The sequence below is a fragment of the Haloimpatiens massiliensis genome (genome assembly GCF_900184255.1).
Lineage (GTDB): Bacteria > Bacillota > Clostridia > Clostridiales > Clostridiaceae > Haloimpatiens > Haloimpatiens massiliensis.
The window spans coordinates 289,181-306,012 of sequence record NZ_LT854639.1 but is presented as its reverse complement, the minus strand read 5'-3'; the positions used below and the strand labels follow the sequence as shown (position 1 = coordinate 306,012).

General features: G+C 27.7%; 8 protein-coding genes. 4 read left to right on the top strand and 4 right to left on the bottom strand.

Going from position 1 to position 16,832, the window contains the following annotated elements; translation table 11 throughout:
• Positions 1 to 277: 277 nt before the first annotated feature.
• Both C1715_RS06775 and C1715_RS06770 read right to left on the bottom strand, forming a co-directional pair.
• Positions 278 to 1,978, bottom strand: a complete 1,701-nt coding sequence (locus tag C1715_RS06775; RefSeq protein ID WP_102399812.1) for a methyl-accepting chemotaxis protein — start codon at positions 1,976 to 1,978, stop codon at positions 278 to 280.
• A gap of 314 nt (positions 1,979 to 2,292) precedes the next feature.
• Positions 2,293 to 3,258, bottom strand: a complete 966-nt coding sequence (locus C1715_RS06770; RefSeq protein ID WP_102399811.1) for a hypothetical protein — start codon at positions 3,256 to 3,258, stop codon at positions 2,293 to 2,295.
• 420 nt (positions 3,259 to 3,678) lie between these two features.
• Here C1715_RS06770 and C1715_RS06765 point away from each other — a divergent pair, with 420 nt between their 5' ends.
• The gene (locus C1715_RS06765) at positions 3,679 to 5,544 is read left to right on the top strand and encodes an LTA synthase family protein (RefSeq protein ID WP_102399810.1); all 1,866 of its coding nucleotides are present in this window, start codon (positions 3,679 to 3,681) and stop codon (positions 5,542 to 5,544) included.
• Between the two features lie 108 nt (positions 5,545 to 5,652).
• Here C1715_RS06765 and C1715_RS06760 read toward each other — a convergent pair whose 3' ends face one another.
• Positions 5,653 to 6,546 (bottom strand): chemotaxis protein, encoded by an 894-nt coding sequence (locus C1715_RS06760; RefSeq protein WP_102399809.1) that lies wholly within the window; start codon positions 6,544 to 6,546, stop codon positions 5,653 to 5,655.
• Positions 6,547 to 6,756: 210 nt separating this feature from the next.
• Between C1715_RS06760 and C1715_RS06755 the strand changes: the two genes are divergently transcribed.
• From C1715_RS06755 to C1715_RS06745, 3 genes are all read left to right on the top strand, one after another.
• The gene (locus C1715_RS06755) at positions 6,757 to 7,602 is read left to right on the top strand and encodes a YARHG domain-containing protein (protein ID WP_102399808.1); all 846 of its coding nucleotides are present in this window, start codon (positions 6,757 to 6,759) and stop codon (positions 7,600 to 7,602) included.
• 44 nt (positions 7,603 to 7,646) lie between these two features.
• A complete protein-coding gene (locus C1715_RS06750) occupies positions 7,647 to 8,498 on the top strand; it encodes a zinc ribbon domain-containing protein (protein WP_102399807.1) in 852 nt (283 codons plus the stop codon).
• A 717-nt stretch (positions 8,499 to 9,215) separates the two neighbouring features.
• Positions 9,216 to 9,866 (top strand): CpsD/CapB family tyrosine-protein kinase, encoded by a 651-nt coding sequence (locus C1715_RS06745; RefSeq protein ID WP_102399806.1) that lies wholly within the window; start codon positions 9,216 to 9,218, stop codon positions 9,864 to 9,866.
• A 107-nt stretch (positions 9,867 to 9,973) separates the two neighbouring features.
• Here the strand turns inward: C1715_RS06745 and C1715_RS06740 are convergent, their stop codons facing one another.
• Entirely contained in the window at positions 9,974 to 16,678 is a 6,705-nt protein-coding gene (locus tag C1715_RS06740) for an Ig-like domain repeat protein (RefSeq protein WP_102399805.1), read from the bottom strand.
• Between the last annotated feature and the right edge of the window lie 154 nt (positions 16,679 to 16,832).

Sequence of the window (16,832 nt, the reverse complement as noted above, 5' to 3'; positions counted from 1 at the left end):
TTTATATTTATACAATCCATTGAATTCATGTGTAGAGGATAGCATATATAAGTACAGTGGTTTTATTTATGTTCATATTAAGTTAAGCATAGAGAATTAACTGGAGAGGAGGATATTATTGAAAGAAATATGGAGTCATATGGAAAGGGGCAATTATCTTTTTTGTAGGATTATATTGTTGTAAAGTTTATTAATAATATAATAGAACACAAGAATACAAGACCACAGATTAAAGTAAACTATACTTCAATCTGTGGCCTTTTTTATTTTTTTGATTTTATTTTATTTTAAATTTGTTTATTTTATCCTGAAGCTCTAAAGTTAAACCACTTAAATCATTTGCAGTTCTAGCAACCTCTTGAGAAGAGGAGTTCATTTCTTCAGAAGAGGCTGCAATTTCTTCGGAAGATGCAGATACTTCTTCTGATACAGAAGATGCTTCCTCTACTTTATCAAATATATTATCTTTTTCTTTATCTATAGTCATTGCAGAATTATTTAAGTGATTTATTTTAGGAATTACATTGTCTATTGAGGTAATAATGTCTCTAAAGGAAAGGAGAGAGTCATTTATTACTTCAGAAGAATCTTTTAGCTTTTCATCTATATCATTGGTATCATGTATTATATTTTCAGTTTCTTTTGATATTTGACTTATGAGATTGCTTATATTATTAGCTGATTCCTTACTTTGTTCAGCAAGTTTTCGTATTTCATCTGCAACTACTGCAAATCCTCTTCCAGATTCCCCAGCACGAGCAGCTTCTATAGCAGCATTTAAAGCTAATAAATTGGTTTGTTCAGCTATAGCATTTATGAGTAAAGTTATCTCATCAATTTTAGTTATTTCATTTCCTAAACCATCAATTTTAAATATAAATTTTCTAAAGGATTCTCCAACAAATTCAAAAGATGTATATAAGTTTTTCATTTTGTCACTGCTTACGCTTGCAGTGGATTCTATTTCATTAGAAATAGAATTTAAATTATTTAAGTTATTAGTCATTTCTTTAATAGCATGTCCAAAATCATTTAATATAGTGCTTATATCAACTAAGTTTTCAGCCTGCTCTCCAGTTCCTTTTGCTACATCATTTATAGCAGTGGATACATTTTCGGAGGAGGATGCCATTTCCTCTGAAATAGCGCTTAAATTTTCAGAAGATGTGTTTATTAATTGACTTTTTTCCTTTATTTCTCGTATTATATTTGAAAAGCCATTTACAGTGTTTTGTATATATTTTTTCATTTGTTCAAATTCATTTTTACCTGTAGATTTAATTTCTATATCTAAATTTCCATAGGACATTTCTTTTAAAATGTCATCTATTTCTTTTAAATAGCTTTTCAAAACTCTTACAGTTAGCACAGACAATATGGTAAAAATAGAAATACATAATATTAAACTTATAATTAGAGTAGTTCTGTTTGTACTATATACTTTATTACTTTCTATTTTATCTCTTTCAGACCATTCTGTGTCATATATACGTAAATCATCTAAAGCTTTTTCAATTTTATTTCCTAGTACCGTTAATTTTTCGTCTTCTTCTTTTGGGATAGGTTTACCTTCTTTAGCATTTATGAGGAATTGTTTTGATGTATCTAGATAAATTTTATAGTTGTCCTCAAATATTTTTAAATATTTTGTTTCGGTTTCATCTGATGGTGTAGAAGTATATGCTTTATATTCTTTCATTACTTCTTTATCACACTTGTCTATAAGTTGTGAATATTTTTCATTATAATTTGCAAATGCATTGGCGCTGTGTAATCTTATGTATAAAAAATTCTCTCTCATTTTTGATACATTTGAAATTGTTAATAGTGCATCGTCATACATAGTTGTTACATTGTCATTAATTTTAGATGCAGCTTTGGTTCCTAAAAGGCCAATGCATAAACTGAAAATTGTAGCTATAGAAGCTAAAAGAATTATGATGTTTGAAATTTTAAGATTTTTGAATTTTTTTTGCAACTTAATCCCCTCTTCTTTTATATAATTTACTAATAACGTAAATGAATTAAAAGTATATCATTTATTAATAGTATGCAATAATTAAAAAAGATCATTATTTAATTAAATGTTAATAATAAGTAGAAACTTAATTATTGGAATTTTCCGAAAATTAACAGGATATTATGCATATATTGCAATAATGTATAATAAATATTTCGAAGAAAAAGAATATTTCTTTATAGGTAACTAATATATAGATGAAATTATTTTAATTTTAAGAAAAAACAAATATAGATATTTGCTATCTGGATAGAAATGTAACAAACAAAAGTCTACACAAGTAAAGTAAAATGTACTTTACCTGTATAGACTTTTTTACCATGAGCAATGTCTGCCATTCTTCTCTTGGCGATTGCCAATCTACTATAATTAGGTAATTCTCTTATTTCTTTGGTTGGTACTGCTGATTCCTTCACTTTTGTTTCATAGTTTTCTAGTAAAGGTTGCAATTGGCTTCTAATCATTTTGCTTGCGGCTTCTTCTGTTTCTGGTAATTTTGATAAGATAGATTTTAATTCTTCAGTTTTATCTTTAGATGAGTTTGCTTTTTCTATGGCATCCCAAATATTGTGTATTGCTTTTTCTATATCATTTGCTGATGAGTTTATTTTATTGGCTACAGCTTCCCCTTCAACGATAGCGTTTTCAATGCCTTTATAGGCTTCTGATGAGTAATCTTTTGAATTTAATGTTTGGGCATATTTAATGGTTTTTCTTAATATGTCAATTGGTGTTGTGGCAATGTCATCTTCTTTAAAGCTGATGGTATAAGTAATACCATTAAGGCTTCCTCTAAAAAATTTACCTTTTAAAGAGTTTAAGGTAACTTCATTAAGGTGTTTTTTGTTGGCTAATTTTATAAAGGCGTTGCAAATATCTCTATTGCAGTTTGCATCAAATATATTTACATTGGAAAGAGAGATTCCCGCTATATTTAGAGTAGATAACTGAATAAATTCTCCATGTTCCCTAACATATTTGAAGTAACCTTTGCTTTCCATTACTTCACCAAGTAGGTAGTTTCCATCCTTTATGATAATATCCATATAGTTATTGGCATCTACATCTTTTATCTCTGCGGTGCCACCGAACATATATCTAGCCTCTAGAACTAGTTTTTCTCCTTGAGTTCTACTGGACATAACTTCCATGCCATTAGGAACTCCTGCTAGTACAGTCATGCTAAAACAAATTAAAATCAAAAAAGTAATACTAGCACTTAATTTAAATTTTTTCATTTTGTTTCTCCTTCTTTCTTATAAAATTTAATGAAAATAAAAAACCACAAAAATTGAAAGCTGTAATTACGATTACAGTATCAACCTTCGTGGTTGCTAATCATATATTTTAAATTTTTAGTTTATGGATAATAAAATAGCTAATGACAATATTGCAATTAGTTAACTACCATATTTTATATTGTATTACAAAAAATATATTTTGTAAAGATGTAGTATATTTAGTTTAAATTTGTAATAAATATTGGCAGTTCTAGCAACTTATTTGAGCTTTTCCTACATGATGTTATTTGTTTGTTACTTTTTCATTATAGATTTTATGATAAAATTTTAAAAGTGAGTAGTATGGGGAACTGCAGCATATATTTAAAATAGGGGATTTTTATTAAAAAATATAATTAAAATTTTTCAGGAGGAATTATGCAGACATTAAGTTATTTAATTACAGGAATTTTAATAGGTCTTATGGATTATTTTTTCTTTGAAAAGAATACGGGTGTTTTATCTGTTGTAAAGAAGATATTAACATGTGTTGTGATATTTAATGTAATATCATTAAGCATATTAAAATTTTTACTTAGAAAATCCTATGTACTTAAATCTTCTACATATACAGGTGCATTTTCTATTAAATATATAGCATTTACATTGTTATGTGGAATAGTATACTTGTTAATAAAAGGTATTAGAAGCTCAAAAATTGTTTTTGTACCATGGAAATGTAGAAGTAATTGGAAAAGTGTGCTTAATAAAGTACTATTAGTTTTATTTTTTGCAATAGGTATGCTGTGCATATTCTTTTCAACATGGTTTATTAATTTCTTCGGTGAAATAACTCCAGAACAGTTTTTGTTTAATTTTAATTCACCAATTAAAGGGACGAGCTCTAACATGATTAAAGAAATAATCATGTCACCAGTACTTTGTAGTATAATTTGTATAGTTGTATTTTCAATATTTATAGGTGGTCATTATGAGATTTTATTGAGGAAAGGGGAAACCCATAGAAAAATATTAAGTCGTAAAGGAGTAAAAATTATATCCTTTGTAATTTCAATTGTTTCTTTTGTTGGAGGAGCATCATATAGTGTAAAAAAATTACGCTTACAGGAAGTGTATAAGGCATATGTTTCTGATTCAAATTACATTAAAGATAATTATTCAGACCCGCGTTCAGTTCCTATGGCTTTTCCAGCTAAAAAGAGAAACTTAATACATATATACTTAGAATCTATAGAAAACTCATATCTTTCTAAGGAGTTAGGCGGATATATGGAGGAAAATTTGATGCCGGAGCTAACGGAACTATCAAAAGAAGGAATTCACTTTTCTCATTCTGATAAATTTGGTGGTCCATATCAAACTTATGGTTCTAGCTGGTCAGTTGCATCTATGATAAATATGGATATGGGACTTCCACTTAAAATTCCTATGCAAAGAAACGCTTATGGTAAATCAGGGACTTTTTTACCAGGTGCTGTGGGTATTGGAGATATTTTAGATGCGCAAGGTTATGAGCAAACAATAATGTTTGGTGCAGATGCGGATTTTGGTGGATTGACTACTTACTTTACTACTCATGGTAATTTTAATATTTTTGATTATAAAGCAGCAAAAAAGAAGAAACTTATACCAGAGGATTATAAAGTATGGTGGGGATTTGAAGACGACAAATTATATAAATATGCCAAAGACGAAATAACACGCTTATCTAATACAGGAAAGCCATTTAACTTTACTATGGAAACAGCGGACACTCATTTCCCAGATGGATATTTATCTAAAAATGCAGCTAAAAAATATGATTCACAATATGCAAATGCTATTGCTTATTCCACAAAAGAAGCAGTTAAATTTATAAAATGGATTCAAAAGCAGCCATTTTATAAAGATACTACTATTGTAGTTACTGGAGATCATTTAAGTATGGATAAGAAGTTTTTTAAGGATTTTGATAAATCATATCATAGAACAGTTTTTAATTTATTACTTAATTCAGCTGTTACAACGGATAGAGTGAAAAATAGGAAGTTTTCTAATTTTGATATGTTTCCAACTATTTTATCAAGTATGGGTGTAGAAATTAAAGGAGATAAGTTAGGACTTGGAACTAATTTATTTTCTAATAAGAACACACTGATTGAAAACGATGGATTAGAAAAAGTAGAAGATGGATTTGGACAAAAAAGTAATTTCTTTAATGATACATTTGTTTCTAAAAAAAGGAATAGTAAATTTAATAATAAATTAGTAACTGAAAAAAAATCACTTGGCGCTGAAAAGTAAAAGTGAAAGCCATATAGTTAAAGTAAAATATACTTTAGCTATGTGGCCTTTTATATTTTAACTAAGAAGCCCCCACTTCAGTGTAAGCAAGTGGAGGGAAAGTTCATTTTATTGCATAAGTTTCATTACTACATCTATTAAGTCACCAATTTCAGGTTTACTTAATTGAGCATTAGCACCTACAGATTCTCCTTTGTGTTTTAAATTATCTGTAATCAAAGAGGAGAATATTACAACTGGAAGCTCTCTTAAAATAGGATCTTCTTTAATTTTTCTAGTAAGTGTATGACCATCCATTTGGGGCATCTCAATATCTGTTATAAGTATCTGCACATCTTCTATAAATTTATCTTTCTTTTTATCTGAAAGTTCCATTAGATAATCGTAAGTTTCTTTTCCGTTATTGAAGAATTTTAAATTTGTGAACCCTGCCTTGGTTAATGTGTCATGTAATAATTTTCTTATTAATGGAGAGTCATCAGCTAATGCTACTTTAACATGTGACATATCTTTATAGTTTACATCAACTAATTTTTCTGCACTTATGCCTGTGCTAGGATTTATGTCAGTAACTATTTTTTCGAAATCTAAAAGAAGTATTATTTTATCTTCGAATATTATATTTCCTGTAACTAATGAATTAGATGATAAATCATCTGGTCTCACTATTTGTTCCCATTTGATTCTATGAATTCCTACAATTCTGTCTAGATTAAAAGCCACTTTTATTTTATTAAATTCACATATTATTACTTTAGATTTATTAAATTCCTGTTTCCTACCGTCCACAATATATTTTAAATCTACTAAAGTTAATATTTCCTCTCTATATAGTATTAATCCAGCTATAGCTTCATGTGATTGAGGAAGTTTTGTTAAATTATCTATGTCTATTACTTCCCTAACCTTTATGATATTTATAGCATAGTGCTTATCATTTATGATAAACTCTAGTATTTCTAATTCACCAGTACCAGATTCTAGTAAAATACTATTATCCATAATATCACCCCTATTTTATGTTGTATTAAATACTTCGAATAAAAAAAACAATTCTTAATAGAAACTAGAGAAATATAGCTGTAACTTGTAGGAATATGCAACTTTACATACATTTTTGTACAAAATATGCTATAATATTACTTGGTAAAATTAAAAAAAGTAGGTTACTGTCATATTAAATTGAATAAAATAGAAGAGGAGTGTTACGAGGTGTTTTGCCCTAAGTGTGGAAGTGAAAATAAAGATGGATGTAAGTTTTGTAGAAAATGTGGACAAAGCTTTAGTGTTTCACAAAACAAGCAAAGTAAGAATAATAAAGGTGGTTTTATAGAAGAATCAGGGGATGTAACTCAAGTAAATATGTCACCAGTCAATATTGCCTCTGGGGAAAGAAATGATTATAAGGAGCAAACAAAGGTTGTATCGCCACAGAAAAATGATGATTTAGAGGAAGAAAATATTAGATCTAGTCGTAGAAAAAATAATATTTTTATAATAATTGGAACAATTTTAGCGGCTATAGCAGTTTTTGCTGGATCATACATATATTTTTCTAAGCCAAACAAGCCTAATGATTCTAAACCTACTGAAAGTATAACTCAACATGAGGATAAGACTAGTAATAAAGTAGAAAGTAAAAATGATGATTCTGCAAAGAGTGATAAGAGTAAAGATGATAAAACTATGAAGAGTAAAGATAGTAAAGTTGCAAAAGAAGAAAAGAATGAAGAAAGTGTACTAACAGAGGAATCTTCAAATGCGTCTTCAAATTTATACAATTTTAAGTGTAGAGATAATGAATATATTTGTTCTGCTTTAAGCGAAACCTATTTAGCTGAGGGAGACTTTTCAAAGCTAAATAAACATCAAATTCAATTATTAATAAATGAGATTTATGCTAAACATGGTTATAAATTTAGTGATGAGGAATGGGTAAATTATTTTTCAAATAAAACTTGGTATGTGGGAGTAAAAAGTGATGTTAAAGAAAGTGATTTCAATGATTTTGAGAAAAGCAACATTGAAATCTTAAAGAACATAAGAAGTGCAAAATAATATAATAAACATGAATATAAATACATAATAGAGGAGGCCAACTTATGAATGTATGTAAATACTGTGGGAATAACTTAAATGAAGATGATGTGTTTTGTACTGCATGTGGGAAAAGAGTAAATGAGGATAATGTAAATACTTCTCCTAAATTTCTCAAATATGGAGCGTTGGATTATGTGGCTAAATTGATTTCAAGACCGTTTACTACTGCTTGTAAATTTATAGATGAAGGCCAAAAGGATTCAGCAATGATAGTTACTATTGTAGCTATAGTTCTACAGGGTCTTTTAGGTATATGGAAATCCAACCAGATAGTGTCACAATTGAGCGGTTTAATTTATACAATTATAGATAAAATTAGATCTACAAGCATTTTGTTTGGCAAAAATATGCCTGAAATGTCTCCTGATGAAATGAGAGAATTACAGCAGCATATAATGAGTATAAAAAATGTAATGGATGTGCCTTACGGTAAAATATTTTTTCAAAATTGCATATTAATTATTACAGCTATTATAATATTATTTATAAGTTTGTTCTTAATTTATAATTTAATTAATAAGGAGAAAGTAGATAGTTTTAATATTTATAAAATAAGTATAATATCTGTATTTCCATTTATTTTTATGGAAATATTATCAGTTCTAGTTTCGTATATTAATAATACTATTGGCATTTTTGTACTAATAGTAGGAATAGCAATTACTATATCAATTTTAACTTTACTTATTAGAAACTACTTACTACAAAGTGGAGATGTAGCAGTTTATGTAGCTCCAATCATAAGTACTATAGTAGTATTTATAATATTAATTATATTGGGATCCTTTGTAAGAAAGAATTTACAAGATTTAATATTAAATTTAACTACATTATTAAAGAATCTACACATATAATTAGAAACACTAGAGTAACTGTTATATGAAATAAGTTAGAGGGTTTGGATAAAATGGTATAAAAAGACCACATAGATTAAAGTATATTCTACTTTTCTATGTGGTCTTTTTTACGTTTTTAGGTTTGTTATGAAAATGAAGTTAAGTATGTGTGTGAACTCACTTAGCACAACTTTATATATAGGTAAAAAAATATTTAATTAAAAAAGGGTAAGAGTCATAAGAAATCTATGTCGAAAATTAATATAGTGTTTATGATAAAGCATGTAGAGTATAGTAGATTTTAAATATACATTAAGAAATATGTATAAATATAAAAAGCCATAGGAAAGTTAATGAAAATAAAACTATTATTATAAAATTTAATTTAAAAATAAAAAATATTAACATAATATTACATAAAACCATGCTGTTTACAAATGAAAGTATATATTGTACTATTAGTAATGAACTGATAAAGGTTCGGTACATGGTTTAAACTATTATACATTATTGTATTTATATTATCCAAAAAACTTTAAATATTTAAGTATTATAAAATAGTGCTATTTAATATTATGATAAATTTGAATTTAAATTTAAAAAATATAGGAAATATATTACAATAAGATAAATAAAATAAATGGATACATAACATTACACTTTAGACAAGTATTTTCAATAAATTTTATGGGGGCATAGTAACAAAATACAAATAAGGGTTAGGGGGAAAGATATATGCTTATTATAGAAAAAAAGCCTAAATCAGTACCAGCAGAAGCTTTTAGAACTTTAAGAACTAATATACAGTATGCATCTTTCGATAAAGAAGTGAGAAGGCTTCTGGTGACAAGTTCAGGACCAAAAGAGGGGAAATCTACCACTGCAGCTAATTTAGCTCTTTCTATATCAGAAACAGGAAAGTCAGTACTTTTACTAGATTGTGATTTGAGAAGACCTAGTTTGCATAAAAAATTTAATATATCCAATCAGGTAGGTATAACCAATTTCCTTTTAGGGGAAGTTAACTTTGAACAAGCTATTAAAATTTATAGAAATAAATTATTTATAATGACAGCAGGGATTATACCTCCAAACCCATCAGAAATGCTTTCTTCAAATAAATTAAGGGATTTTTTACAGAGAGTTTCTCAGCAATTTGATATGGTGATAATTGATAGTCCACCAGTAATGGCAGTTACTGACGCACAGATACTATCAACTATAACTGATGGAGTGATTTTAGTAGTTGCCTCTGGAGAGACAGAAAAAGCTATGGCCATAAAGGCAAAAGAATCACTGAAAAAAGTAAATGCAAATATTTTAGGTGTAGTTTTAAATAAATTTAAAGAAAAAAATTCTAGAGGTTATCACTACGGATATTATTAGTGAGTACCACACATGGACTAATAGTGTAATAGAAACAAGAGACCACATGGAGTAAAGTGAAATACACTTTGCTCCATGTGGTCTTATATTGTGTTTTTTAGTATTTTTTATTGTTCAGGTTTTTTATTTTCTTTTTTCTTTTTTTTAATATTTATAGAGGCTAGGATGGCTATAATAACTCCTACAATAGCTGTAGCAGTTATAGGTAATACGTTTTTACTAAAGAAATTATTGTTAGCTTTATTATTTTTAGATTTATTTTTTAAATTTGCTTTAGTACTAGTTTTGCCCACACTGGATGAACTTACTTGGGCAGCATCATTGGTTATTGAGAATTTATAAATTGCTTCACTCGTATTAGAAACTTTATCGGTGGCAATTATTTTAAGTTCATACTCTCCAACCTCTGAAATTTTACTTCCATCATAAGGCTTGCCATTTAAGAATATTTTTAGCTTAGCATTTTTAGAAGCAAAAATTTTAGGGGTTATTGGTCCAGTATATACTTTACCATTTTCTAAACCTTTCACAGTTATTTGTGGTAACGTGGAGTCTACAATAAAGCTAATAACTTTTTGGGCAGCATTGCCGGCTAAATCAATAGCACGGACTATTAGAGTATATTTACCGCTATCTGTTATAGTAAAGCCTAAATATTCTTCTCCATTTAATAAAGAAGTAATCAACGCTTGTGCCTCATTGGCTGTGATTAATGGTGTAACAGAACCGCCATTAACTTGATTTTCTAAAACGCCTTTTATTGAAATAATAGGAGCTATTTTATCTATAGTAAATGGTATTTTAATTTCAGTTGTATTTAAAGCTCTATCAGTAGCTTTAATAACTAATTCATAGATACCATCATTTTTAATATATGCACCATTATAGCTAGAACCATTTAAATAAGCATATAATTTAGCATTTGGGTCATCAACAGTGAATTTAGGTAAAACATTTTTGTTATAGTATTTATTATTTATAACGTCACTGGTTGATATAACAGGGAACACCGTATCTAAAATGAAGGTCTTTTCAAATTCAGAGAAATTTCCCGCATAATCTTTAACTCTAACCTTATAAGTATGCTTGCCGTTACTTGAAATTGTTGAACTACTATAGGTTGAATTATCTAAAGTTATATTTCTAGCGGATACATCTTCACCATTGGTGTCAGTTACAGAAATTTGTGGAGTGATGTTTCTGTTAATATAAAATTCTTGATCTTCTGGAGAGGTAGTTCCATTAAAACCATCAACCTTAAGTTTTGGAGAAACTCTATCAATTACAATACTATAACTATAGGAAGATGTATTTCCAGCATTGTCAGTTAAACTAAAGGATACAGTGTATTTTCCATCTGCAGAAATATAGTTATTTGGAACAGATGTATCACTTAGTTTGTAATTTGAACCATTTATAGAAACGGTTTTTATTAAATCACCAACTTCAGTGTATTTGTCATAGGCATTGAACTTAATATTTGCGCTAGGTGCATTGGTGTAGAATATATTATTTACAACTTTACCATCCCCCATGTTTAAATTAAAATGGGATAAGCTAGGAGCTGTTTTGTCTACAATAAAATTCACAACATTCTCTTTTTTTCCACCAACCTTACCAATTATGGAGTATTTAAATGTGTAATTTCCTTCTAAAGTTTTGTTTTTAGGTAAGCTAAAAGATATATATCCTCCTTTATTTACACCACTAAAGCTTGCAGTTAAGAAATCTTTTGTTACATCAACTCCATCTCTAATTAAGCTATATTGGCATTTTTCAAAACCAGAGTAGTGACCAGCTACATTTAGTGAAAAATTCATGGAATTATTATAGTACTTTTTATTTAAATTGAAAGAACCATCATTACTTTCAAGATTTACATTCACATTAGTAGTATCTATAGTGAAAAATGTGCGTACTAATCCTTCAGCGTTTTCACTATAATCTTTTGCGGAAGTTTCTATATAGTAATATCCATTGCCAGAGTAAGGAATATCAGCCACATACCCTTTCATGATATCATCGTAATGAAATTTTATGTCCATAGCAGGGGAGGAAAGTACATCCTTTTGTGGGTCATTTGAAATAGTTTCAAGGTATCTTACTTTAAAATCATTTTTTATATCATCAATGTTTAAATTGCTATCATTTACTATAAGTTTAATATTATTTGGTATGGCATCAAAAATTTTGTGTTTATTGCTGGTAATATCAGTGCCATTAACAGATACAGTGGTTTTAGGTGCAGTTGAATCTAAAACTAATTTGCATTTAAATTCTTCATTATTTTCAAAAATTGTATTTCCAGCTTTATCAGTACCATTAATAATCAAGTGAAATTTGCATTGATTTTTATTAGAAATATTTTTCTTTAAAGAGTTTAATGTATCTAATAAATTCTCATTAAATTTATCAGCAGAAGAGCTATAATGTATTCCATTTACACTATAATTAATAGTTATAGTATCTAGAGGGGTGGCATCCGTTATAACAAAATTTGGTTTAAAATTATCTTTGAAGTAATGAGTTGTTTCTTTGGTTAAAATAGGTGAATTTTTAAATTCTATACTAGGTTTTGTATGATCTAAATAGTATTTTATATTTTTAGTAAAAATGTTGTTTGCAGCATCAGTAGATTTAATAATAATCTGGTAACAGCCCTCAGTAAATATATTAGAATTTATAATCCTACTATTTGAATTAAAGTTGCCGCTTTCAAAAATAGTTTTATTTGAATCAGATTTTTTCACAATAATACTATTTGTAAGTTTGCTAACGTCAGCTAATGATTGATTAAATTTAAATGAGTTATCATTAAATTCTATCTTTAAAGAGGTATTTGAATCTTTATTGAAGCAGTTACCCACAGAATCCATATTGAAATTAGTTTCAGTACCGTTATTTACAGCTTTAATGCTGTAAGATGGCGAATTTGTATCGTATGAAAAATTAAAACTTTTATTTATACTATTTTGGGCATTGGTATTTACTTTGTAAGAAACCATATAAACGCCATTTTCATTAAACATAGTGCCGGGTTTTAACTTAATTTCAAATTCAGAACAATAATCAGTACTATTAGATTTTATAATTTCAAATTTATCGGAAACGTCAATCTCACTGTTGTCAGCATTTAATTTTTTCATAATAAATGATGGAGTATTCTCCTTTAATGAGGAATAATTTTTGCTCACATTAATTTTAAATTCAGGAGTAGTGTTAATATAGTTAACTTGATTTTCTGTAGGCAAGTCATTTAAGGTTGCACTGACAGCTGGTAAATTTTTTTCTAAGAATATTTTATTGTGTAAAATTACATCTTCACCAAAGAAACTGGAAAAAGTAAAGTTATAATTTATTTCTCCATCATCAAGAGTTATAAATTTAAATGCGTTATCCACATTACTGCCTAATTTGTAGTAACACTCACCATATTCATTAACATGGTTAGTGACAGTAAAATCACTTTCATTAAATTCTTCTGTTTGTATATTATTAGAATCATCTAAGTGGGTTCTAGTTATATTACACTTCTTTAAATTACCATTTAATAAGCCTTCCACCTTAATAACAGGAGAAAAATCATTTTTAGTGTATTTCACATCTTTCAAATATATAAAAGTACCGTCCTTATCTAAATAACCAAAATTTATTTTTGGAGTAGATACTACAGCTAAGGTTATTGATTGTTCTGTTTTATTTCCAACCAGGTCTTCAAAGTGATAGTTAATAGTATACATTCCCTCTGTAAGAGTTTTAGAGTAGCTATTAACAGATATAGCATCTAAATTGATGTTTTCGACTTCTTCTGATTCTGAATTTGGCTTTAGCTTACATATGGTAATATTACCTTTTTTAAAGTTTTTTTCGTCAATTGAAATGTTATAGGTATTTTTCTTATTAGGATTTAGTGGTTTAGAAGTAGTTGTATTTATAGTAACTGCTTTATCAAATAAATAATAATTTAGATTTCCAATGCTAGCTTTATCTTTGAAGTCCTGCTCATTTGTTGTAATTTTAGGTTGGGTTTTATCTACTACAAGGGTATAATCTTTAATTGTAATGTGGCCAACTTTATCAATTACCTTAACACAAAGTTTGTATTCATCATCTTTAAGGTTTAACTCATCAATGTTAAATTTTAATTGTTTAGGGTCAGCTTCAATGGATTTATCAGAATCAAATAAATTAATATGGGGGTTTTCAGTGTCCGTTAGTGATACATAAATGGAATTAGTTTTATCTGTATCTATACTTGAATATATTGATTTACTAAAATCCATATAATTATCATCAAATTTCAATGTAAAAACACCATTTTTATAATAATATCTATGATTAAAGGCATTAGAGTCATTTTCAGAAGCATCAATTGATGGAGCATCACAGTCCAGTGAAAATTTAGCTTCATTTAATGTACATTCATTTCCAGCTTTATCTCTACAGTAAACAGAAATTACATAATCTCCACTGGTGTTAAGTGTGGAGTCAGAAATTTCTAGTTTTGAATTGTCATCCATTTTATATATCCTGTAGTCTAAACTATGGAAGTTATTGTCTTCAACTGAAATTACTTTTTTATCATTGAATAATAATGAACTTCCATCCTTTTTAATTGATATTGAATCTTTAAACAAAGTAGTAGAAAAATCAGATTTTATAACAGGTGTAGTATTGTCTACTACTATTTTTCTTAAATATTCATCGGAGGAATTATATACGTTATCAATATACTTGCATTTTAAAGTGTATTCTCCATCAGGAAGATTTAAAGCCTTTACAGAGCTGCTAAAATCAATGGATAGCTTTCTAGATAGTATATTTATTTTAACTGCATCCCTAGGCAAAGTTAAAGCCACAGCATTAGAATTTTTGTCTAATATTTCATAGCAGAAGCTGTTTTTCACGTTACTAGAAAAGTCAGAGGTTAAATTAATTCTTCTAGGTATAAATAAACTATCATCCCAAACATCTATTTTTAATTTATCAAGTCCAGAAAGATTTAAAAATTCAGTACTGGAAATTTCAGAGTTTATAATAGGATTAACAACGTCTATATTTATTGATATATTTGAATTTATAACTCTATTGAATTTATCTAAGTATTTAATTGAAATACTAGAACAATTGGATGATACATCATTTATAATAAGTTCATTTTGGTCAATGCTGTAATCTAATTGCAAAGCTTTTTTATTATTATCTAAAGCTTCTATATAGAGATTTTCTTTAACTAAATCCTCAGGATAATCAGTTAACTTTGCTTTTAAATTTAATTTTTTATTAGAATTAATTTCATAGTTAGATTCATCTAATTTGTTCACACTGCCCCGATCAGCATCTATATTAAAATTATAATTTTCTGTCGCAACCTCTACAGTGAAATATAGTTTTGCAGTATAGCCAGATTTATCCCTAGCTGTTATAAAAATTAAATTACTGCCAGCATTTAAAGCTAAGTCTTGAGTAAAATTTGTAGACTTATCTAAAACAGACTGATCATTAACTGTTATAGATAAGTCTTTTAAATCCTTATTTCCAGAAACATTTATAGGAAATACATTTTTTCCTTTGTCAATGGTTGTTCCATCATAATAAATTGTATCCCCATTCTTTATTTTTTTATTAATAATAGAATCAGTGTCTACAGTGTGGTCAAAGGTTTTATATATTTTTGATTTATATGTTGTATTATCCAAAGTCAATGGTTTATCATCATAAATATAGTTTTTAGTAAAAGTGTAACTTTCATTAGAAATTAATGTTACTTTAAAAGTTACTTCATAAGTTCCAGCCTCAGGTATTAAGATATTGGCTGTGGTATTATTACTGTCTAAAGTGAAATTATCTTCGTTACACTTAACGGCAACGTTTTTTACATTAGAGTTAAAAGGAAATTTAATTGTATATTTTCCATCTATAATATCATCCTTAATTAAGGTTTTATCACTGTAGTCCATGTGAGGCAATGCTAAAAATTCACCTTGCATATCCCCTGTTTGATAAGTTGAATCACAAGTTAGTATATGAAAGATATTTTTGGATGGTAAATTTTGTATTGGAATATCACAATAATACGAATTTTTTAAATTAGATTTTGTAACATCTAGTAGATCATTGTTAAAATAAACTTTTTTATAACTGATTTCATCAAATAAATTAGTATCTGATTCTTTCCAAGAAATACGAACTATTGGCTTGGAATTTTCTACTCTGTACTCTTTTTTTATATCAGTAATGGAAGGTTCTTTCTCGTCCTTTATAAAGGAAAACACTTGCTTATATATATTTGTATCATTTTTGTATTTTATTAAAGCATAATTAAGCTGAGTATTAGAATCTAAATTTAATAATTTATAAAAAGAGTTTTTGTTTAAATTTGAGTAGTTTACAGATTGTCCAGTACTTAAAAATAAGTTTAAAGTTTCTATATTTTCAGCAGGAGCAATAACCAGTGACTTTTCCTTGAAAAAGGATTTTGTGGGTATTGAGAATTCTTGTTTGTCAGAATTTATAGTAGGGCTTACAAAGATACCTTTCTCATTTTCCCCAAGAAATAATTTAATATTTTCCTTATTATTTTGCATAAGAGCACTGGCTGCATCTAGATTAGTTGAGCTATTCTCAGCAGCAGTAAAGTCAATAGTTTGTAAGTTAAGTTTGTCTTTAATAAAGTTTTCATACATATCTCTAGGAGAATGTGCCTTATAAATGACATTTGAAAAAGCTTTAACAGGTTTAGCAAATGTTACATTGGAATAACACAGGCTCAATGTTAAAGCTATAATAGCTTTTAGCTTTTTTCTATTCATGTTTACCTCCATTATTATACATAATATAAATATATTATATTTTATAGTTAAAATTACATAATATCAATACATATTTGAAAATTTTGAAATATATTTGAAGATAATTGAAATAAAGTATTTAAGATGATAAAATGTAAATGGCTACTTTGTATAA